The 20,100-nt window shown below is 67.1% G+C and carries 15 protein-coding genes and 2 pseudogenes; 12 read left to right on the top strand and 5 right to left on the bottom strand.

The window, feature by feature from the left end:
• Nucleotides 1-34 precede the first annotated feature (34 nt).
• Nucleotides 35-1,234 (bottom strand): PQQ-dependent sugar dehydrogenase, encoded by a 1,200-nt coding sequence (locus GII31_RS14660; protein WP_246221888.1) that lies wholly within the window; start codon nt 1,232-1,234, stop codon nt 35-37.
• A 133-nt stretch (nt 1,235-1,367) separates the two neighbouring features.
• Here GII31_RS14660 and GII31_RS14655 point away from each other — a divergent pair, with 133 nt between their 5' ends.
• Nucleotides 1,368-3,080 (top strand): DoxX family membrane protein, encoded by a 1,713-nt coding sequence (locus tag GII31_RS14655; protein WP_246221887.1) that lies wholly within the window; start codon nt 1,368-1,370, stop codon nt 3,078-3,080.
• 147 nt (nt 3,081-3,227) lie between these two features.
• Here the strand turns inward: GII31_RS14655 and ilvD are convergent, their stop codons facing one another.
• Entirely contained in the window at nt 3,228-5,072 is a 1,845-nt protein-coding gene (gene ilvD / locus GII31_RS14650) for a dihydroxy-acid dehydratase (RefSeq protein WP_213244157.1), read from the bottom strand.
• Between the two features lie 360 nt (nt 5,073-5,432).
• Nucleotides 5,433-6,017, bottom strand: coding sequence for a PH domain-containing protein (locus tag GII31_RS14645; RefSeq protein ID WP_246221886.1), 585 nt, complete (start codon nt 6,015-6,017; stop codon nt 5,433-5,435).
• A 314-nt stretch (nt 6,018-6,331) separates the two neighbouring features.
• On the opposite strand from GII31_RS14645, the gene GII31_RS14640 reads away from it, so the two are divergent.
• From GII31_RS14640 to ppsA, 9 genes and pseudogenes are all read left to right on the top strand, one after another.
• The gene (locus GII31_RS14640) at nt 6,332-8,305 is read left to right on the top strand and encodes an acetolactate synthase large subunit (protein WP_213244155.1); all 1,974 of its coding nucleotides are present in this window, start codon (nt 6,332-6,334) and stop codon (nt 8,303-8,305) included.
• Entirely contained in the window at nt 8,302-8,805 is a 504-nt protein-coding gene (gene ilvN, locus GII31_RS14635; protein ID WP_213244154.1) for an acetolactate synthase small subunit, read from the top strand. The genes GII31_RS14640 and ilvN overlap by 4 nt, the downstream gene beginning before the upstream one ends.
• Nucleotides 8,806-8,930: 125 nt before the next feature.
• Entirely contained in the window at nt 8,931-9,944 is a 1,014-nt protein-coding gene (gene ilvC / locus GII31_RS14630) for a ketol-acid reductoisomerase (RefSeq protein ID WP_213244153.1), read from the top strand.
• Nucleotides 9,945-10,334: 390 nt separating this feature from the next.
• On the top strand, nt 10,335-10,553 hold the full coding sequence (locus GII31_RS14625; protein WP_260840005.1) for a hypothetical protein: 219 nt from the start codon (nt 10,335-10,337) through the stop codon (nt 10,551-10,553).
• A pseudogene (locus GII31_RS14620) lies at nt 10,474-10,665 on the top strand (hypothetical protein); the annotation flags it as partial. The gene GII31_RS14625 and the pseudogene GII31_RS14620, both read left to right, overlap by 80 nt.
• A 148-nt stretch (nt 10,666-10,813) precedes the next feature.
• The gene (locus GII31_RS14615; RefSeq protein ID WP_246222321.1) at nt 10,814-11,290 is read left to right on the top strand and encodes a DUF4143 domain-containing protein; all 477 of its coding nucleotides are present in this window, start codon (nt 10,814-10,816) and stop codon (nt 11,288-11,290) included.
• A 16-nt stretch (nt 11,291-11,306) separates the two neighbouring features.
• A pseudogene (locus tag GII31_RS14610) lies at nt 11,307-11,457 on the top strand (ketol-acid reductoisomerase); the annotation flags it as partial.
• 120 nt (nt 11,458-11,577) lie between these two features.
• Nucleotides 11,578-12,396 carry a pyruvate, water dikinase regulatory protein gene (locus GII31_RS14605; protein ID WP_246221884.1) on the top strand — a complete coding sequence of 273 codons (819 nt, stop codon included), beginning with the start codon at nt 11,578-11,580 and terminating at the stop codon, nt 12,394-12,396.
• A gap of 32 nt (nt 12,397-12,428) precedes the next feature.
• The gene (ppsA, locus tag GII31_RS14600) at nt 12,429-14,828 is read left to right on the top strand and encodes a phosphoenolpyruvate synthase (RefSeq protein WP_213244151.1); all 2,400 of its coding nucleotides are present in this window, start codon (nt 12,429-12,431) and stop codon (nt 14,826-14,828) included.
• Nucleotides 14,829-14,924: 96 nt separating this feature from the next.
• Here ppsA and GII31_RS14595 read toward each other — a convergent pair whose 3' ends face one another.
• On the bottom strand, nt 14,925-15,593 hold the full coding sequence (locus GII31_RS14595; RefSeq protein WP_213244150.1) for a chymotrypsin family serine protease: 669 nt from the start codon (nt 15,591-15,593) through the stop codon (nt 14,925-14,927).
• Between the two features lie 351 nt (nt 15,594-15,944).
• On the opposite strand from GII31_RS14595, the gene serA reads away from it, so the two are divergent.
• Nucleotides 15,945-17,540 carry a phosphoglycerate dehydrogenase gene (gene serA / locus GII31_RS14590; protein WP_213244149.1) on the top strand — a complete coding sequence of 532 codons (1,596 nt, stop codon included), beginning with the start codon at nt 15,945-15,947 and terminating at the stop codon, nt 17,538-17,540.
• Nucleotides 17,537-18,547, top strand: coding sequence for a 3-isopropylmalate dehydrogenase (locus tag GII31_RS14585; RefSeq protein WP_213244148.1), 1,011 nt, complete (start codon nt 17,537-17,539; stop codon nt 18,545-18,547). Before serA ends, GII31_RS14585 begins: the two co-directional genes overlap by 4 nt.
• Before the next feature lie 256 nt (nt 18,548-18,803).
• On the opposite strand, the gene GII31_RS14580 is transcribed toward GII31_RS14585, so the two are convergent.
• Nucleotides 18,804-20,009: an MFS transporter gene (locus GII31_RS14580; RefSeq protein WP_213244147.1), complete on the bottom strand. Its 1,206-nt coding sequence runs from the start codon at nt 20,007-20,009 to the stop codon at nt 18,804-18,806.
• Between the last annotated feature and the right edge of the window lie 91 nt (nt 20,010-20,100).

Here is a 20,100-nt window from a genome sequence, read left to right as displayed (position 1 = left end):
CGCACCTCAACCGGCGAAGGTGCGCCGCCGCGAGCTACATACGATCCTCGGTGGGCTGGGGCGGGTTGAAGATGGCGACGCGGTCGTCGTAGGTTTTCACTTCGGCACCGGGCACCGACTTGTTGACCGTGGCCAGCTGGACACCGCCGGGGATGGGGGCCAGGCGGGCGACGTGACCGAATCGTTTGGCGACGTCGGCGGGTGCCGGATCGGTGATGGTGGGTTTCTGCGCGGTAGGCGCGGCGATCGAATCGATGCGCTTGGCGCGGGTCATCGCCACGTAGATGACACCGCCGGACGCCGCACAGCCGCCGATCTGCGGGTTGTCGTTCCACTGCCACAGCTTCTTCGGACCGTTCTTGTCGACGGAGAACAGCCGGTCACCGGCTTCGCCGTGGTCGGCGACATAGAGGGTCTTGGTGTCGGAGTCGGGGCAGAGGGCGACGTTGCCGCCGAATCCACCGGCCACCACCTGGGGGCGTCCGGCATCGCGGAACGGGGACACCTTCAGCACCTTGCCCGCGAGTGAGGACGGGTTGTCGGCGGCGGCCGTACTGCCCGCGTTGCCGGTGGCCACGATCAGTTCACCGGCCGACTGAAAGTACATCGACCCCATGTTGCCGGTGGCGCCTTTGGGGATTCCGGTGAGAATCGGTTTGGGCACATCACCGGCCGCCACCCGCACGATGCGGTTGTCGCTGCCGGTGGTGATGAGGGCGAAGATCAGCCCGTCCTGGTCGTAGGTGGGCGAGAAGGCGAAGTCGATCAGCCCGCCGTCGCCACTCGCATCGACCGGAATCGTGGCCAGAACACGTTGTGGCCCATATCGTTTGGAAACGATGATGTTGCCGGTGGTGCGTTCGGCGACGTAGGTGGTCCTGCCTTCGGCGTCGGCCGGGTGCACGCCGCCGGTGGATGTCAGGCAGGTGGCGATCACCGCGTTGTCGGGGTCGACGCAGGGTCCGGTGGGTGGCGGCCCCTGTTGCCCCTCGCTCGGGTCGGCCGGTGAGTCCGGGGTGGTCGGCGCGATGATGTCGGGTACCGGATTGTTGCTGAACCCGCCGGCTTCGCGGGTCTGATCCTGGTCGTTGAAACTGACACACCCGGACAGGGCGAGGACAGTTGAACCGAGGATCGCGGCAACCCCGAGCGAGGCACGCCGGAAGGTGCCGTGCGCCGCGCCGACGGGATCACCGGCACGGCTGTCGGTGGGGGCGGCGGGCCGATTGCGCATGCCTCCACAGTAGCGATCGTCCGAGGGTGGGTTCGCGTCCGATCGGATGCGATGGCGGTACCCGGCCGGTGGTGGCCGACTCGCCGCAGCGTGATCCGGCGGACGCGCGCCGCCAGTGTTTACAGTCGATGATGTGAGCGGCGGCAACAGCGACGACGGGAACGGTGCGAGCCCGTACGACGAACCGACGGGCGCGTTCGAGCTGCCCGACAGCGCGCGACAACCACAGTCGAGACCCCGGCCGGGTGAGGACGTCGACCGGGACAGTTTCTATGATCGGCATGCGCGGGCGGGGCTCCGCCGGGTCGATGATCTGGACGACCTGGATCCGGGGGAGGTGGAGACGGTCACCCCCAGTGTCCGCGGCAGGCGGCAGGATCCGTCGGTGCGCCCGGACCAACCGCCCGCGGCGCCGGTTGCCGCCGAATGGAGGGCGCCGGATCAGGCGGGCGTTCCGGGTCAGGCAGGCGCTCAGGGGTGGGACGTGCCGCAATCGGCGCCGGCCGCCGTTCAGGCTTCGGCCCCCGAATCCGGTGACTTCTCCGGTGACGTCCGGTCAGCTGATACCGGCGACACGTCGGCGGACGTGGCCACCGAACCCATCGCGTCCGCCCCGGCGGGCCCGGATCCGACCCCTGATCGGGCGTGGCCGGATCAGGCGGAGTCCGATCAGGCGTGGCCGGATCAGGCGGAGTCCGGTCAGGCGTGGCCGGATCAGGAGTCGGATCAGGCGGGGCCGGATCAGGGGTCGGAACCGACGGAGGTGGTCGAACGTCCGGCCGGGCGGGCAGTCCCGCAACGCATCGAATCGGTGAAGAAATCCCGCTGGGCAGCCTTCCGTCCAGGTGGCGGCGCCAAACAGGACGAACCGCCCGCCGACCCCGGAGCGCAGGAGCAGCCGGGCGAGGCGACAGGGTACGCGGCGGCTCCGCACACCGACGACACGGAAGCGCAACCGTCGGCGACCGCCGCCCCGGCCACCGATCCCGATCCCGATCCGGCAACCGTCGCGACCGCCTCGATCCGCAACCCCGTCCCCATCGATGACGCGGCCGATGACGAATACCCCGCCGGCCCGGCCACACCACAGCCGACGCAGGAGCTGCTTCCTGAACCGGCGATGGCGTACTCGGCGGTCGGCCCGGCACTGTACGACGAGCGCTGGTCCGACGATCCGGGCGAGCCGGCACGTGTGGACACCGCCGAAACGTCCGTACTCGACCCCCGCGACACCGTCGATCCGGCCGCCGATCACACGCAGGCCGCCGAGGGCACCGAAACCCGCCGCGGCACCCTCGACGTAGGTCTTCTGGTGCTCCGGGCGGCCGTGGGGGCGGCGGCACTCGCGCACGGGTTGCAGAAGTTGTTCGGCTGGTGGAACGGTCCCGGCCTCGACGGATTCGAGGACTTCCTGGTCAATGCGGCCGATCCGTCGATCGGCTTCGACAGTTCGGCCGCCGGCTGGTTGTCGGTGCTCGGGGCGGTCAGCGAGGCAGCGGGCGGCGCGCTGCTGATCCTCGGGTTGCTGACGCCGGTCGCGGCGTCGGCGGTGCTCGGGGTGATGCTGGTGGCGGCCACGTTCAAGGTGACTCTGGCCGGTGGCCTGTGGTACTTCACCGGCAGCGGGGTAGGCATCGAGTATGAGGTGACGCTGATCTGCGCGGCCCTGGCGATTCTGCTCACCGGCCCGGGCCGGCTGGCCCTGGACTACGGTCGTGGCTGGACCACGAGGCCGCTGTGGGGATCACTCGGTCTGGTCGTGGTCAGTGTGGCCGCCGCGGTCACGATCTGGGTGTTGTTCAACGGCACCAATCCGCTGGACTCACCGGGAAACCCGGCTCCCTGATCACGACGTACCCTCGAACCCGGTGAGCGGACATCGTCGTCTCACCGGGTTTCGAGGCTCGCAGGCTCGCACCTCAACCGGCGTAAATCAGGGCTGCGCCTCAACCGGCGGGTGTCGGGGCTTGCGACTCGGACGGTGGGGCGAGGGTCAGTCGACCTGACGGACGGCGCCCCTGTCGGCGGAGGTGGCCATCTTGGCGTAGGCGCGCAGCGCCATGGTGACCGGACGAACGCGGTCCTTCGGCTGCCACGGCCTTTCCGATGCCTCCATCTTGGCGCGACGTTCGGCCAGCACATCGTCGTCGACGAGAACCTTGAGGGCGCGCGTCTTGACGTCGATGAAGATGCGGTCGCCGTCCTCGATCAGGCCGATGGCTCCGCCGGATGCGGCCTCGGGGGAGATATGGCCGATCGACAGGCCCGACGATCCACCGGAGAACCGACCGTCGGTGATGAGGGCGCACTTCTTGCCCATGCCGGTGCCTTTCATGAAGGCGGTGGGGTGCAGCATCTCCTGCATGCCGGGACCGCCCGCGGGGCCCTCGTAGCGGACCACCAGCACCTCGCCGGCCTGAATGGTCTTGGACAGGATGACCTGCACGGCCTCTTCCTGGCTTTCGACGACGCGGGCGGGGCCCTCGAAGTTCCACAGGTCTTCGTCGATGCCGGCGGTCTTGAGGATCGCGCCGTCGGGTGCGATGTTGCCGCGCAGCACGCACAGTCCGCCCTCGACGGTGTAGGCGTGCGCGAGGTCGCGGATGCAGCCGCCTTCGGCGTCGGTGTCGAGGCTGCTCCACTGGTTGGCGGTGGAGAAGGGCTCGGTGGTGCGCACCCCGCCCGGGGCCGCGTGGAACAGGGCGAACGCCTCGTCGACCGCCCTGCCGCCGCGGATGTCCCAGTCGTCGAGTGCCTGCGCCATCGACGGGGAGTACACGGTGCTCGTCGAGTCGTCGATCAGTCCGGCACGGCGGAGTTCCCCGAGGATCGCGGGGATTCCACCGGCCCGGTGCACGTCCTCCATGTGGTAGTCGGAGTTGGGGGAGACCTTCGACAGGCACGGCACGCGACGGCTGATCTCATCGATGGTGGACAGGTCGAAGTCGCTGACCTCGCCTTCTTGGGCGGCGGCGAGGATGTGCAGCACGGTGTTGGTGGAGCCGCCCATCGCCACGTCGAGCGCCATCGCGTTGCGGAAGGCGGTGGCGGTGGCGACGTTGCGTGGCAGCACGGAGGCGTCGTCGTTCTGGTACCAGCGGTTCGCGGCCTCGATGACGATGCGTCCGGCCTTCTCGAACAGTGCGCGGCGTGCCTCATGGGTGGCCAGTGTCGAGCCGTTTCCGGGCAGGGCGAGGCCGAGTGCCTCGGTGAGGCAGTTCATCGAGTTGGCGGTGAACATGCCCGAACACGACCCGCAGGTGGGGCATGCCGAGCGTTCGACCTCGCTGAGGCCGTCGTCATCGACGTCGCTGTTGGCGGAGGCGGAGATGGTGGTGATCAGGTCCGACGACGGGTGCGCCACCTCGCCGACGATCACCGCCTTGCCGGCCTCCATCGGTCCGCCGGAGACGAAGACGGTGGGGATGTTCAGCCGCATCGCCGCGTTGAGCATGCCGGGGGTGATCTTGTCGCAGTTGGAGATGCAGACGAGGGCGTCGGCGGTGTGTGCGTTGACCATGTATTCGACGGAGTCGGCGATGATCTCGCGGCTGGGCAGCGAGTACAGCATGCCGCCGTGGCCCATGGCGATGCCGTCGTCGACGGCGATGGTGTTGAACTCCTTGGCGACGCCGCCGGCGGCGCGCACCGACTCGGCGACGATCTCGCCGACATTGCGCAGGTGCACGTGACCGGGCACGAACTGGGTGAACGAGTTGGCGATGGCCACGATCGGCTTGCCGAAATCGTCGTCGGTCATGCCGGTCGCGCGCCACAGGGAGCGTGCGCCGGCCGCTTCGCGACCGAAGGTGGTGGTGCGTGATCTCAGGGCTGGCATCGTGGTTTCCTCTGAATCTCCGTGAGAGAACTGAGCTCTCAGGACCTCTGGTGTGGTTGAGATGCCGGTCGGGCGGGGCAGAGGTGGCTTCCCGCCGGCCGGCCGACGCTGGATGTCCTGGGTTCAACACCAAGCGGTGGGCTGTTTATTCGCTCGACGCTGTAAGCGTCACACCCAGCAAGATTACGCCCAGTCCGCACACCGCATCAAAACCGGCCGCGTGGCGAAGTCCGGTGACGGGGCGTGGCGAACGTGCGGCTGATCCCGGTCGTACTTGTGTGTTTGTCAGGCCGCCCGGCCTCGGTGACCGCCGGTGCGCCGCACCTCGCCCGGCGAACGGGTCACTCGGGCACGGACCGGCTATTTCGCGTACGGGTCGGGGATTCGCCCGTCGCTGGCAGCCGAGAGCAGAGGGAGGTCGCGGAAGGTGACGGCGGGCAGGCGGACCCGCGAACCGTCGTCGAGGACGGCCCGCACCGACGACCATTTCGGGAATTGCAGGCCGCGGATCCGGTCCCAGGGCAGATCCTTCTCGCCCAGGGTGTGTACGACGTGCAGGCCGGTGTCGGTGACGTCGGTGCGGACGCGGCGGATCCAGAGCAGCAGGAGGACGGGCACGATGATTGTCCAGCCGAGCCACACGACGGATGCGCCGGCCAGGATCACCGCGACGAGGAGGGTGAGGGGGATGGTGAAGTAGGCCAGTTTGCTGATGTGGAAGGACACCGGCAGCGCGATCACCTCGGTTGCCGGGCGTGCCGGGTTCGCGGCCACCGCCCCGTCGGCCTTACCGTCGCCGGTCGTGCTGTCGGACGGCGCTCCGGTGTTCACCGCGTCCGCCGCGTCATCGTGTGCCGGGCTGTTGTCGCCCGAGTTGTTGTCCACTGCGTTGTTGTCCAGAGCGTTGTTGTCCACAGAGTCGTTGTCGGCCGGGTTGTTCTCCACGGTCCTCATTGTGGACGACGGCCCTCGTCGGGGACGACCGGGTCGGGGTGGTGGACACAGTGGAGTGGATTCGACCTGCCATTTCCCAAAATATGGGAGTATTTGGGATGGAGTTTGACTCCGCAGTAGGTGCGGTTCTACGGTGTTTGCCGTGATGCAGTTTGAGTTTCTCGTAGTAATCGGCCGGCGCGTCGTCGCCTGACCGGTCACTTCGTAGACCTCACAGCATCGACGCGCCACCCTCGCACAGCACAGCTGTCGAGGGTTTTTTGTTGTCAGCAGCAGTTTCAGTCAAACCAGATGAGGATCGTGCAGTGAGCGCACCAACAGCACGCAGCGGGGCGGGCGAGGCGCCAGTCTCAGATATCGCAGCAGGCGCGGCGCGAGGCCGGCAGCCGTCGCCCGCGGGTGGCAACCTCCGTGCCATTTCCCAGAATGTCGTCGCGCCCGAGCGGGTCAGCGGAGCGCAGTCGGTGGTCCGCTCGCTCGAGGAACTCGGCGTCGACGTGGTCTTCGGTATCCCCGGTGGTGCGGTGCTCCCCGTGTACGACCCGCTGCTCGATTCCACCAAGGTCCGGCATGTCCTGGTCCGTCACGAGCAGGGCGCGGGTCACGCCGCGACCGGTTACGCGCAGGTCGCCGGCCGGGCCGGTGTCATGATGGCCACATCGGGCCCGGGTGCCACCAACCTGGTCACCCCGCTGGCCGACGCCCAGATGGATTCGGTTCCGGTCGTCGCGATCACCGGCCAGGTGGCCCGCCACCTGATCGGTACCGACGGGTTCCAGGAAGCCGACATCTCCGGTATCACGATGCCGGTCACTAAGCACAACTTCCTGGTGAAGGCCGCCGCCGACATCCCGAAGGTGATCGCCGAGGCGTTCCACATCGCCGAAAGCGGCCGTCCCGGTGCGGTTCTCGTTGATATCCCGAAGGACATCCTGCAGGCCCAGACCACGTTCTCGTGGCCGCCGCAGATCGATCTGCCGGGCTACCGCCCGGTCACCAAACCGCACGGCAAGCAGGTGCGGGAGGCCGCGCGGCTCATCAACGCCGCCAAGTCCCCGGTGCTGTACGTCGGCGGTGGCGTCATCAAGGCCAACGCGTCGGCCGAACTGCTGGAGCTGGCCGAGCTGACCGGCATTCCGGTGGTCACCACGCTCATGGCGCGTGGCGCCTTCCCCGACAGCCACCAGCAGCACCTGGGCATGCCCGGTATGCACGGCACCGTCGCCGCGGTGGCCGCCCTGCAGCGCAGCGACCTGCTGATTACCCTCGGTGCCCGGTTCGACGACCGCGTCACCGGCCAGCTCGACTCGTTCGCACCCGATGCCAAGGTCATCCACGCCGACATCGACCCGGCCGAGATCGGCAAGAACCGGGCCGTCGACGTGCCGATCGTCGGTGACTGCCAGGCCGTCATCATCGACCTGATCGAGACCCTGCGGGGCGAGCGGGCCACCGCTCCGGCGGTGCCCGACATCAGTGAATGGTGGGCGTACCTGAACAAGATGCGCAGTACCTACCCGTTGAGCTACGACCGTCAGTCCGACGGTTCGATGTCGCCGGAGTTCGTCATCTCCTCGATCGGCAAGGCGGCCGGTCCGGACGCGGTGTACGTCGCGGGCGTCGGCCAGCACCAGATGTGGGCCGCGCAGTTCATCTCGTACGAGAAGCCGCGCAGCTGGCTCAACTCCGGTGGCCTGGGCACGATGGGGTACGCGGTGCCGGCGGCGATGGGCGCCAAGATGGCCTCTCCCGAGACCGAGGTGTGGGCCATCGACGGCGACGGCTGCTTCCAGATGACCAATCAGGAGCTGGCCACCTGCGCCATCGAGGGCATCCCGATCAAGGTCGCGCTCATCAACAACGGCAACCTGGGCATGGTCCGGCAGTGGCAGACCCTGTTCTACGATGAGCGATACTCCAACACCGACCTGTCGACGCATTCGAAGATGATCCCCGACTTCGTCAAGCTGGCCGAGGCACTCGGCTGTGCGGCGTTCCGGGTGGAGAACGAGGCCGACGTCGACGAGGTGATCGCCCAGGCCCGCGCCATCAACGACCGCCCGGTGGTCGTCGACTTCATCGTCGGCAAGGACGCGCAGGTGTGGCCGATGGTCGCCGCCGGTACCAGCAACGACGAGATCATGGCGGCCTTCAATATCCGGCCGCTATTCGACGAGGAGGACTCGGCGTCCGATCCGGTCGACATCCACGAAACGATGGCCCGCCCGGACGCGGCGGCCGACAACAAGGCCACAGACGGCAAGAAGGGTGACCAGTGAGCACCACACATACCCTCAGCGTGCTGGTCGAGGACCTGCCGGGTGTTCTGGCCCGCGTGTCCTCGCTGTTCTCGCGCCGCGGATTCAACATCGAGTCCCTCGCGGTGGGACCGACCGAACTCAAGGGTGTTTCGCGGATGACCATCATGGTCAGCGTCGAGGACTTCCCGCTCGAGCAGGTCACCAAGCAGCTCAACAAGCTCATCAATGTCATCAAGATCGTCGAGCAGGATCCGGCGGCGTCGGTGGCGCGTGAGCTGATGCTGATCAAGGTGCGGTCGGATTCGGCGGTCCGCAGCGAGGTTCTCGAAGTGGTGAATCTCTTCCGCGCCAAGGTTATCGACGTCTCACCCGAGTCGCTGACCGTCGAGGCCACCGGTACCTCGGAAAAGCTGGAGGCGCTGCTGCGGATGCTCGATCCGTACGGCATCCGGGAGATCGCGCAGTCCGGTGCCGTGGCGCTGGGCCGCGGTCCCAAGAGTATGTCCACCAACCGCTGAGCAGCCCCTGCTCATCGGCCCCATGCTCTTTCGCTTCGGGCCGATCGGCTAAGACTGATAGCAACCACCCACTCCGTGAGAAGCGCAGAGTTTCTCCGCGGGCCACATATCGAAGGGAATCCACTGTGGCGATCGAACTTTTCTACGACGACGACGCTGATCTGTCGATCATCCAGGGCCGCAAGGTCGCCGTCATCGGCTACGGCAGCCAGGGACACGCACACTCGCTGTCACTGCGCGACTCCGGCGTCGAGGTCGCGATCGGTCTCCGCGAGGGCAGCAAGTCGCGGGAAAAGGCTGAGGAGCAGGGTCTGAAGGTGCTCAGCAACGCCGAGGCCGCCGCCTGGGCCGACGTGATCATGCTGCTGGCCCCCGACACCAGCCAGGCCAAGATCTTCACCGAGGATATCGAGCCCAACCTCAAGGACGGCGACGCGCTGTTCTTCGGTCACGGCCTCAACATCCACTTCGGCCTGATCAAGCCCCCGGCCAATGTCACCATCGGCATGGTCGCCCCGAAGGGCCCCGGTCACCTGGTGCGCCGCCAGTACGTCGACGGCAAGGGCGTGCCCTGCCTGATCGCCGTCGACCAGGACCCCAAGGGCGAGGGTCAGGCCCTGGCGCTGAGCTACGCCTCCGCGATCGGCGGTGGCCGCGCCGGCGTCATCAAGACCACCTTCAAGGAAGAGACCGAGACCGACCTGTTCGGCGAGCAGGCCGTGCTGTGTGGTGGCACCGAGGAACTGGTCAAGACCGGTTTCGAGGTCATGGTCGAGGCCGGCTACGCCCCCGAGATGGCCTACTTCGAGGTGCTGCACGAGCTGAAGCTGATCGTCGACCTCATGTACGAGGGCGGCATCGCGCGCATGAACTACTCGGTGTCCGACACCGCCGAGTTCGGTGGCTACCTGTCGGGTCCGCGCGTCATCGACGCCGACACCAAGGAGCGGATGCGCGCCATCCTCACCGACATCCAGGACGGCACCTTCGTCAAGCGTCTGGTCGCCAACGTAGAGGGCGGCAACACCGAACTCGAAGGTCTGCGTAAGGCCAACGCCGAGCACCCGATCGAGGTCACCGGTAAGAAGCTGCGCGATCTGATGAGCTGGGTGGATCGTCCGATCACCGAAACCGCCTGATTCTCAGCGCTTTTCATCGCACCGTCCGGGTCTTCATCCGATTGGATGAGGACCCGGACGGTTGCTTCTATGGGTTCGGATAGGAACGTGGATCTTCCGTTTCGATGTCGATCTCACAGGGGTCCTCGCTTTCGTAACCGGCGGTACCGGTAACGCAACTGCACCCATCGAACACACCAGCGACTCGTCGATTGTGTCGCCGAACACGAAAACAACCACACTCGTACCCGGCACAAGCTAGTGGTTGATGCGCTTACCAGGCCCTGAAGGACCGGGCTTGCGCGCTACGTTTCCCGGTCATCGCGTCTGGACGATCTTCGTCCGCAAATGGTAGTGTATCGACCCCGTGAGAGGTAGCGTAGTGATTCCGTGAGAGGTGGCGTAGCCGCAGTGACCTACCTGGACCGGACCGTTGACCTCGAACTTGATGAGCTGTTGCCAGCCGCACCGGCGATCGCGCTCGACGGACCCAAGAATGTGGGCAAGACGGACACCGCGCGCCGTCGCGCGACTGCGGCTCTGTACCTCGATGACCCAGCCCAGCGTGAGGTGGCCAGAGCGGATTTCACACTCGCGTCCTTGCCCGAGTGGCACAGTTCTGATCGATGAGTGGCAGAAACTACCTCAGGTCTGGGATTCGGTTCGGCGACAGGTCGATACCGGAGTGCCGGTCGGCCGATTTCTGCTCACCGGGTCGGCGACCGCAGGTGACGCCGGGGGCACGCACAGTGGCGCGGGTCGAATTCTGTCGTTGCGTATGCGGCCGATGGGTTTGCACGAGCGCGGAATCACGGTTCCGACGGTCTCGCTGTCGACTCTTCTCGACGGGAGTGGCGTGATCTCCGGGCAGACGACATTCGGGATCGGTGATGATGATGAACCCGATCCCGGGATGGTTGCCGGCGAACAACGCGATCAGCCGACTTCAGCAGGCCCCGAAACATCAGCTCGCCGATCTCGCGCTCGCCGCGCGCCTGTTGAACCTATCGGCAGAATCGCTGCTCGGACCAGTCGGTGCGCATATGGCCGGACCATTGTTCGAATCGCTGGTAATGCTTGGTATTCGGGTGATGGCACAGGCGGCGGAGGCTCGCGTCAGCCACCTTCGCCTCGCCGGAGGCGACCGCGAGGTCGATCTCGTCGTCGAAGGTGCCGATGGTCGTATCTTGGGCGTCGAGGTGAAGCTCGCGCCTGATGTGACCGCGCGAGATGTGCGTCACCTCATCTGGCTCCGAGAACGGCTGCCGCATCGAATGGCCGACCTCATCGTTGTGACGACGGGCACGACCGCTTATCGGCGATCCGACGGTGTGGCGGTGGTGCCGCTCGCGCTCGTGGGTCCGTGAGAGCCGGGCCGGGCTGGTCAAGCGCCTCGTCGCGAACGTTGAGGGCGGCAACACTGAGACTCGAAGGTCTGTGTAAAGCCAACGCCGAGCACCCGATCGGGGTCGCCGGAAAGAAGCTGCGCGACCTGATGAGCTGGGTTGATCGCCCGATCACCGAAACCGCCTGATTTGGGGCGCTTGTAAGTCAGAACGGCCTTTCCGCAGGTGAATCGACCGGCCGCCGCGTGGCGGCGGCATCGCCTGTTGGTATGTTGGCCGATACGGCCAACGGCGACAGGGAGCGTGTGGTGAGTCCGAAGCAGCGGCCGGTGTTCTTCGTCTCCGACAGCACCGGTATCACCGCGGAGACACTGGGCAACGCGCTGCTCGTACAGTTCCCGGATTTCGACTTCGAACGGCATGTCCTGCCGTTCACCGACTCGGTCGAAGCGGCCCGCCGAGCCGTCGGCATCATCCGTGCGGCGGCGGACGGGTCGGCGGTGAAGCCGATCGTGTTCGTCACCGTCCGTGCGGCCGGTGTCGCCGAAGAGTTCCAGGACGCCCCGGGGGAGATCATCGACCTTCTCGGGCCGCATCTGACGCACCTGGAAGAGGCCCTGGACACCATCCGCACCGGGGAGGCGACCGAATACCATCGCGTCGGTGACCTGGCCCGCTACCACGAGCGCATCGACGCGGTGGAGTACACCTTCGCCCATGACGACGCCCAGTCCCTGCGGCACATCGACCGGGCCGACCTGATCATCGTCGCGCCGTCGCGCTGCGGCAAGACTCCCACCGCGATGTACCTCGCTCTGCAGTACGGCCTGCGGGTGGCCAACTACCCACTCACCGACGACGACACGCCGGGTGTGATGCCCGAAGCGATCGCACCGTACCGCGATCGGCTGTTCGGGCTGACCACGACCGCACAACGGCTGAGCCAGGTGCGGGGCGAGCGCAGGCCCGGCAGTGGCTATGCGTCTCTCGCGCGTTGCCGCACCGAGCTGCGCGACGCAGAAACCCTGTACCGGGACAACGGGATTCCCTTCATAAACTCCCACGCCATGAGCGTGGAAGAAATGGCCAGCATCATTCTCACGACGATGAAACTGCGCCACCGCTGATACGGACGGCACACCACCCGAAAGGCTCCTCGATGTCTACGATTCTCTGGTTCACCGAAATCGGCATGTCCGATGTTCCGCAGGTCGGCGGTAAGAACGCCTCGCTCGGCGAGATGGTCGTCAACCTCGCCGATGCGGGTGTCCGGGTCCCCGGAGGCTTCGCCACGACGGCCGACGCGTACCGGGACTTCCTCGCCGAGGGCGGGCTGGATGCGACGATCCGGGACATCCTCACCGGACTCGACGTGGAGGACGTCACCGAACTCGCCAAGCGCGGTGAGCAGATCCGCCGACTCATCCTCGACCACCCGTTCCCCGAGCCGCTCGAGCACGACATCCGCGCCGCCTACGACAAACTCGTGGCCGCCGACACCCACCCGGACGAGGTGACCTGGGCGGTCCGTTCCAGCGCCACCGCCGAGGATCTCCCCGATGCATCGTTCGCCGGCCAGCAGGAGACCTACCTCAACATCGGCGGCATCGAGAACATCCTCGAAGCGGTCAAGTCGGTGTTCGCCTCGCTGTACAATGACCGCGCAATCGCCTACCGCGTCCACCACGGCTTCGTCCACGACGAGGTCGCCCTGTCCGCGGGTGTGCAGCGGATGGTGCGTACCGACATCGGTGCCTCGGGGGTCATGTTCACCGTCGACACCGAATCGGGTTTCGACCGGGCCGTGTTCATCACCGCCGCCTACGGACTCGGTGAGGCCGTGGTGCAGGGCGCGGTGAACCCGGACGAGTTCTACGTCTACAAACCCGCCATCGAGGAGGGCAAGAGCGGCCGCGACGCCATCTTGTCGCGCACCGTCGGCGAGAAGGCCGTGGCGATGCGGTACGCGGAGGGGACCGGTATCGATTCGGCGACCCGCTGGGTGGACGTCGACGCCGACGAGCGGCTGCGGTTCTCCATCGACGACGACGAGGTCACCGAACTCGCCCGGCACGCCGTCGCGATTGAGAAGCACTATGGCAGGCCGATGGACATCGAATGGGGTCGTGACGGCCTCGACGGCCGGCTCTACATTCTGCAGGCGCGGCCCGAGACGGTGGTCTCCCGGCGCGGCGAGGCCGGACAGTCGTTGTCGCGGTTCGAGATCGATCGTGCCGCCGCCGACGCAGCCGACGTCCTCGCCGAGGGCCGCTCGATCGGGCAGCGGATAGGGTCCGGTCCGGTGCGGGTGCTGCGCTCGATCAAGGAGATGGACCGGGTGCAGCCCGGTGACGTGCTGGTCGCCGCGATCACCGACCCGGACTGGGAGCCGGTGATGAAGCGCGCCGCAGCGATCATCACCGAGCGCGGTGGCCGTACCTGCCATGCCGCGATCATCGCCCGCGAACTGGGCGTACCCGCGATCGTCGGGACCGGCGATGCCACCACCACGCTCACCGACGGCCAGGACGTCACCGTGTCCTGCGCCGAGGGTGACACCGGCCGGGTGTACCGGGGACTGGTGCCGTTCCAGGAGCATCTGACGTCGCTGGAGGACATGCCGGAGATCCCGGTGAAGCTGATGATGAACGTCGCCACCCCCGACCAGGCTTTCGCGTTCGCCGCACTGCCCAACAGTGGGGTGGGGCTGGCGCGGATGGAGTTCATCATCAACCGGCAGATCGGGGTGCATCCGAAGGCGCTCATCGAACGTGACACGCTGGCACCGGAACTGCGTGATCAGGTCGACCGGATCACCGCCGCATACCCGACGCCCGCAGAGTTCTTCACCAGCCGTGTCGCCGAGGGGGTGGCCACGATCGCCGCCGCCTTCGATCCGAAACCGGTGATCGTGCGCCTGTCGGACTTCAAGTCCAACGAGTACGCCAACCTGCTGGCCGGCGACATCTACGAGCCCGACGAGGAGAACCCGATGATCGGGTACCGCGGTGCGGCCCGCTACGTCTCCGAGGGTTTCCGGGAGTGTTTCGCCCTCGAATGCGAGGCGCTGCGCCGGGTCCGGGACGAGATGGGCCTGCGCAACGTCACGATCATGGTTCCGTTCGTGCGGACCGTCGAAGAGCTCGATGACGTGCTGGAGATCATGGCCTCGCACGGTCTGCGGCGCGGCGAGAACGGTCTGCGGGTTGTCATGATGTGCGAGGTTCCGGTGAACTATCTGCTCGCCGACGAATTCCTCGACCGCGTCGACGGCTTCTCCATCGGCTCCAACGACATGACCCAGCTGATCCTGGGCGTCGACCGGGATTCGGCGCTGGTGGCGCACGACTTCGATGAGCGCAATCCCGCGGTTCTCAAGGTGCTGGCCTCGGTCATCGAAACGTGCGTGCGCCGCGGCAAGTACGTCGGCATCTGCGGCCAGGGCCCCTCGGACCACCCGGACCTCGCGGCGTGGCTGGTGGAGCGGGGGATCGAGTCGATGTCGCTGACTCCGGACACCGTGGTGCAGACCTGGCTGTCGCTGGCGGGCGCCGAGTAGCGAACCCCCGGGCGACGTGCCCGCGATGCCGAACACCCCGCGTCACGGACGCGGGGTGTTCGGCATCGGGTGTTCGAGGTTGCGGCGTGGCGCCGGTCAGATCGTGCGGAACCCGCCGTAGGAGGGCAACGCCGCGACGCGGGTGAGGATGGGGCCGATGTTGGTGCCGGTTTCGGTGCCGATGCAGCCGAATGTGTAGTAGGCGTTGACCATTCCGACCAGTTTGTCACCGACGACGACGGGGGAGCCCGAGTCGCCCTCGACGATGCAGATCTGGCTGTAGTGTTCGTGCCCCTTCGAGAACCAGGCGATGCCGCAGGTGTTGCCGGTGGTGCGGCCCTGCTTGCAGGCGATGGTCGGGAATGACAGCGGCCGGGCGTCGATGCCGTTGATGGCCACACCCTGCACCTTGCGCAGCGGGGTGACCAGCTTCTCGTCGAACTCGATGACGGCGATATCGATGTCCTGGGCGGAGTAGGTGATCACGCCGGCGATGCCACGGTCGGTGAACTTTTCCGACAGCACGTACTGCCCGCGTTCACCGCAGTGCCCGGCGGTGATGCCGATGAGCTTGTTGGTCTTCTTGGCGCGGCCGATGGTGGTGAGGGTGCAGGACGAGGCCATATCCTTGCTCTTCATCACGTAGATGCCCGATCCGCCGCCGAGAGGGATCTTCGCCGGTGCCGCATTCGCCGCACCCGACCCCCAGGCTGCCAGCACCATCGTGGCCAACACAGCCACCAGTGCCGTCAGTTTTCGCGCCATTCCCGCTCCAGCTTCGTCTCAGTGCGCACCACCGACCGTCGGCAGTGATGTGTTCCCGGAGCTCATGGTGCCCGGTTGTCAGGCCCGATGGGCCCGATAGGGTCCGAGTGGTTCCGTCGTGTTCCGATCCGCGACGGCTGAGTCCGTGTGGTCCCATGTGAAGACAGACCCTACGGCATGTAATACCGACCACAATGTATACAACAATGTGCCGACGCTCCATGTGTGGCAGATCCGCTGGCCCGGCCCGTTGTGGCGACCTCTAAGCTGGCGGGTGCGCACCTAGCATTTCGCCCGGTCGGCACCACGGTGTCCGGGGTGGATCCATTCCGAAAACTGGAGAAGAGAACTGTGACCTCAGCAGGACGTCCGGTCGTCTTGATCGCTGACAAACTGGCCCCCTCGACCGTCGAGGCTCTCGGCGACGGTGTGGAGGTCCGCTGGGTGGACGGTCCCGACCGTCCCAAGCTGTTGGAGGCCGTCGTCGACGCCGACGCCATCCTGGTCCGATCGGCCACCACCGTCGACGCTGAGGTGCTTGAGGCCGGTAAGAACCTCAAGATCATCGCCCGCGCCGGTGTGGGCCTGGACAACGTCGACGTGCCCGCCGCCACCGAACGAGGCGTGATGGTCGTCAACGCGCCCACCTCGAACATCCACACCGCCGCCGAGCACGCGATCGCGCTGCTGATGTCGGCGTCGCGGCAGATCCCGGCCGCCGACGCCACCCTGCGCGAACACACCTGGAAGCGGTCCTCGTTCAACGGTGTCGAGATCTTCGACAAAACGGTCGGCGTGGTGGGCCTGGGCCGCATCGGCCAGCTCGTCGCGGCCCGTTTGGCCGCCTTCGAAACGCACATCATCGCCTACGACCCGTACGTGTCGGCGGCCCGCGCGGCTCAGCTCGGCATCGAGCTGGTCACCCTCGATGAGCTGCTCGAGCGTGCCGACTTCATCACCGTGCACCTGCCCAAGACGCCCGAGACCCTCGGTCTCATCGGCGCCGACCAGCTCGCCCGCACCAAGAAGGGCGTGGTCATCGTCAACGCCGCCCGCGGTGGCCTGGTCGACGAGCAGGCGCTGGCCGACGCCATCACCTCCGGCCAGGTCCGCGCTGCCGGCCTGGACGTGTTCAACTCCGAACCGTGCACCGATTCGCCGCTGTTCGACCTGCCCCAGGTCGTGGTGACCCCGCACCTGGGTGCCTCCACCAGCGAGGCGCAGGACCGCGCCGGAACCGACGTCGCCAAGAGCGTACGGCTGGCCCTGGCCGGACATTTCGTGCCCGACGCGGTCAACATCACCGGCGGCGCTGTCGACGAAGAGGTCGCCCCGTGGCTGGAGGTGGCCCGCAAGCTCGGTGTGCTCATCGGCGCCATCACCACCGACGTACCCACCTCGATCAACGTCGAGGTGCTCGGTGAACTCGCCGCCGGCAACGTCGACGTGCTCGGCCTGTCGGCGCTGCGAGGTCTGTTCTCGGCGGTCCTGGACGAGCCCATCACCTTCGTCAACGCCCCCGCGGTTGCGCAGGCGCGCGGCGTGACCAGTGAGGTCACCACCGCCACCGAAAGCCCCAACCATCGCAGCGTCGTCGACGTCAAGGCCGTGTTCGCCGACGGGTCCGTCGCCAATGTGTCGGGCACCCTCACCGAGCCACGCCTGGTGCAGAAGATCGTCAACATCAACGGCCGCAACATCGACCTGCGCGCCGAGGGCCTCAACCTGATCGTCAGCTACTCCGATCAGCCCGGTTCGCTCGGCAAGGTCGGCACGCTGCTCGGTACCGCGGGCATCGACATCCTCGCCGCCGCGCTGTCGCAGGATGTCGAGGGCGACGGCGCCACCCTGATCCTGCGCGTCGACCGTGAACTCGGTGACGACCTGATCGCCGAGATCCGTGACGCCGTCGGCGCCACCCTGATCGAACAGGTGGACCTGGCATGAAACTGGCAGTGATCGCCGGCGACGGCATCGGACCCGAGGTCATCGATCAGGCGCTGCGGGTCGCCCGCAAGCTCGAGCCGGAACTGACCACCACCGACTACGACTTCGGTGCGCGGCGCTACCACGCGACCGGTGAGCTGCTCACCGACGCCGATCTGGCCTCGTTGCGTGAGCACGACGCGATTCTGCTCGGCGCGATCGGCGACCCGTCGGTGCCGTCGGGCGTGCTCGAACGCGGCTTTCTGCTGAAGCTGCGGTTCGCCATGGACCACCATGTCAACCTGCGGCCGTCGATCCTGTTCGACGGTGTGCGGTCGCCGCTGGCCGGTGACCCGAAGATCGACTTCGTGGTGGTCCGCGAGGGCACCGAGGGCCCGTACACCGGCAACGGTGGCGCGATCCGCGTCGGCACTCCGCACGAGGTGGCCACCGAGGTCAGCGTCAACACCCGCTTCGGTATCGAGCGGGTGGTACGGGACGCGTTCGCGCGGGCGCGCGAGCGCGGCAAGAAGCTGACGCTGGTGCACAAGAACAATGTGCTCACCTTCGCCGGTTCGATGTGGGCGCGGACCGTGGAGGAGGTGGGCGCCGAGTTCCCCGACGTCACCACCGACTACTGCCATGTCGACGCCGCCACCATCTACCTCGTCACCGATCCGTCGCGGTTTGATGTGATCGTCACCGACAATCTGTTCGGCGACATCATCACCGACCTCGCGGCCGCGGTGACCGGCGGTATCGGGCTGGCCGCCTCGGGCAACATCGACGCCACCGGCACCAACCCGTCGATGTTCGAGCCGGTGCACGGCAGTGCGCCCGACATCGCCGGCCAGGACAAGGCCGACCCGACTGCCGCCATCCTGTCGGTGGCGCTGCTGTTCCGGCACCTGGGCCGTGCCGACGACGCCGCCCGCATCGAGGCCGCGGTGGCCGCCGATGTGGCCGAGCGTGGTGACGAGACCCTTGGCACCACGGCGATCGGCGACCGGATCCTCGCCCGCGTCTGATTCCGACCCCGATGTCCGCGACCTCCTTCTGGCGGTCGCGGACATCGTCGTCTCACGGGGTTTCGGCGCTCACGCCCGCCGACCCGTGAAGCGCCGTCCCACTGACCGAGGTACGAAGAGCCGCCCCGCGATGAGCTGTCCTGCCGGTTGAGGTGCGAAGAGCCGCTAGGCGATGACTTGTCCTGCCGGTTGAGGTGCGAAGAGCCGCTAGGCGATGAGCCTCGAAACCCCGTGAGATCACCCTGTCCGCAACCACTTACGTGGCATCGCGCGGGATTAGCGGCAGCGCGATCAACGGGGCGAGGGCCGTCAACCCGAAGGCGGCCGCGAAACCGAGATGCGAGACCGCCGAACCGAGAAGCGGTGTGGTGGCGGCTGTCGCCAGGTGCTGCGCGGTGTTCTGGATTCCGAGGCTGCGGCCACTCCAGCGGGGACCGGCGTATTCGGCGATCGCCGTGAACGCGAGACCGTTGTCGGCGACCGACGCGATCGAGGCGATGACCATGATCGCCACCGCGACCGGAGAGTTGACGGCGTCGAGCACTGCCAGCGCACCGGTGGCGGTGCCTGCGGTGATGGCGATCAGGCTGATCGGCCGCATCCGCGAACCCATCACGTCCGAGAGCTTTCCGGCCCCGATGCGGCCGAGTGCGCCGGTGATCTGTGTTGCGGTGATCAGGGTTCCGGCGGCGGCCGGTGCCCAGCCGCGGTCGACGATCAGCCAGGTGGGTACGAATGTCCACAGCATGGACTGCGGAATCACCAGCGCCACACTGAGTGCGTGCACGCGGGCCAGGAAGTTGCTTGTTCGGTAAGGATTGTCCGGGGTGGCCGGCGTTGTGTCCGGTCGGCTCGGGCCGGCGGATTCGGTGGTCGAGGGCGGGTCCTGGATGCCGAAGACGCAGCAGGCCAGTCCCACCGCGGTGACCGCGACCGGGACCAGCAGTGCCGCACCGACCCCGTGTGCGGCGGCGATGATGGGCATCGTCAAGGCGCATAGTCCCATACCGAGGGGCTGAGCCATCTGCCGGAAGCCCATCGCGGTGCCGCGCCGGTGTGCCGGGAACCAGCCGACGACGATCCGGCCGCTGGCACCGTTGGCGGCACCTGAGGCCACGCCGCCCAGGAACAGGCACGCCGAGAGCGCGGCGGTCGGTGCGTCGCCGAGTGCGGCGGCCGCGGCGGCCACGGCGGCCACGAGGGTGCCCGACAGCGACACCATCAGCACCAGTCGTTCGCCGTAGCGGTCGAGCAGTACGCCCCACGGGATGATCCCGATCATCAGGCCGATGGTGGGAACGGTGGCCACCACGGATGCGGTGGTCAGTGACAGTCCTTCGTCGGTGTGCAGCGTGGGGATGAGGTAGGGGACGCCGCTGACGACGCAGGTGGTGGTCATCGCGGCGATCATCGAGCAGACCAGCATCGACCACCGTTGCGCGTTGCTCACATCATCGTGCATGGGGGCGCCTTTCGGGAGCGGCGTTGTTGAGTTCCCAATATTTGGGAACATATGTCCATATTCTAGTACAGGCGGTGTGACGTCGATTGCC

It is taken from the genome of Gordonia pseudamarae (assembly GCF_025273675.1).
GTDB classification, from domain to species: Bacteria; Actinomycetota; Actinomycetes; order Mycobacteriales; family Mycobacteriaceae; genus Gordonia; species Gordonia pseudamarae.
The sequence above is the reverse complement of the archived record's forward strand: the minus strand, read 5'-3'. Positions and strand labels throughout refer to the sequence as shown.

What these genes read in the sequence shown, in the direction of transcription:
- GII31_RS14660 (WP_246221888.1), bottom strand. Translation starts at nt 1,234, where the DNA reads ATGCGCAATCGGCCCGCCGCCCCCACCGACAGCCGTGCCGGTGATCCC.
- ppsA (WP_213244151.1), top strand. Translation starts at nt 12,429, where the DNA reads ATGTCTACGATTCTCTGGTTCACCGAAATCGGCATGTCCGATGTTCCG.
- GII31_RS14580 (WP_213244147.1), bottom strand. Translation starts at nt 20,009, where the DNA reads ATGCACGATGATGTGAGCAACGCGCAACGGTGGTCGATGCTGGTCTGC.
- GII31_RS14615 (WP_246222321.1), top strand. Translation starts at nt 10,814, where the DNA reads ATGATGATGAACCCGATCCCGGGATGGTTGCCGGCGAACAACGCGATC.
- ilvD (WP_213244157.1), bottom strand. Translation starts at nt 5,072, where the DNA reads ATGCCAGCCCTGAGATCACGCACCACCACCTTCGGTCGCGAAGCGGCC.
- GII31_RS14585 (WP_213244148.1), top strand. Translation starts at nt 17,537, where the DNA reads ATGAAACTGGCAGTGATCGCCGGCGACGGCATCGGACCCGAGGTCATC.
- GII31_RS14595 (WP_213244150.1), bottom strand. Translation starts at nt 15,593, where the DNA reads ATGGCGCGAAAACTGACGGCACTGGTGGCTGTGTTGGCCACGATGGTG.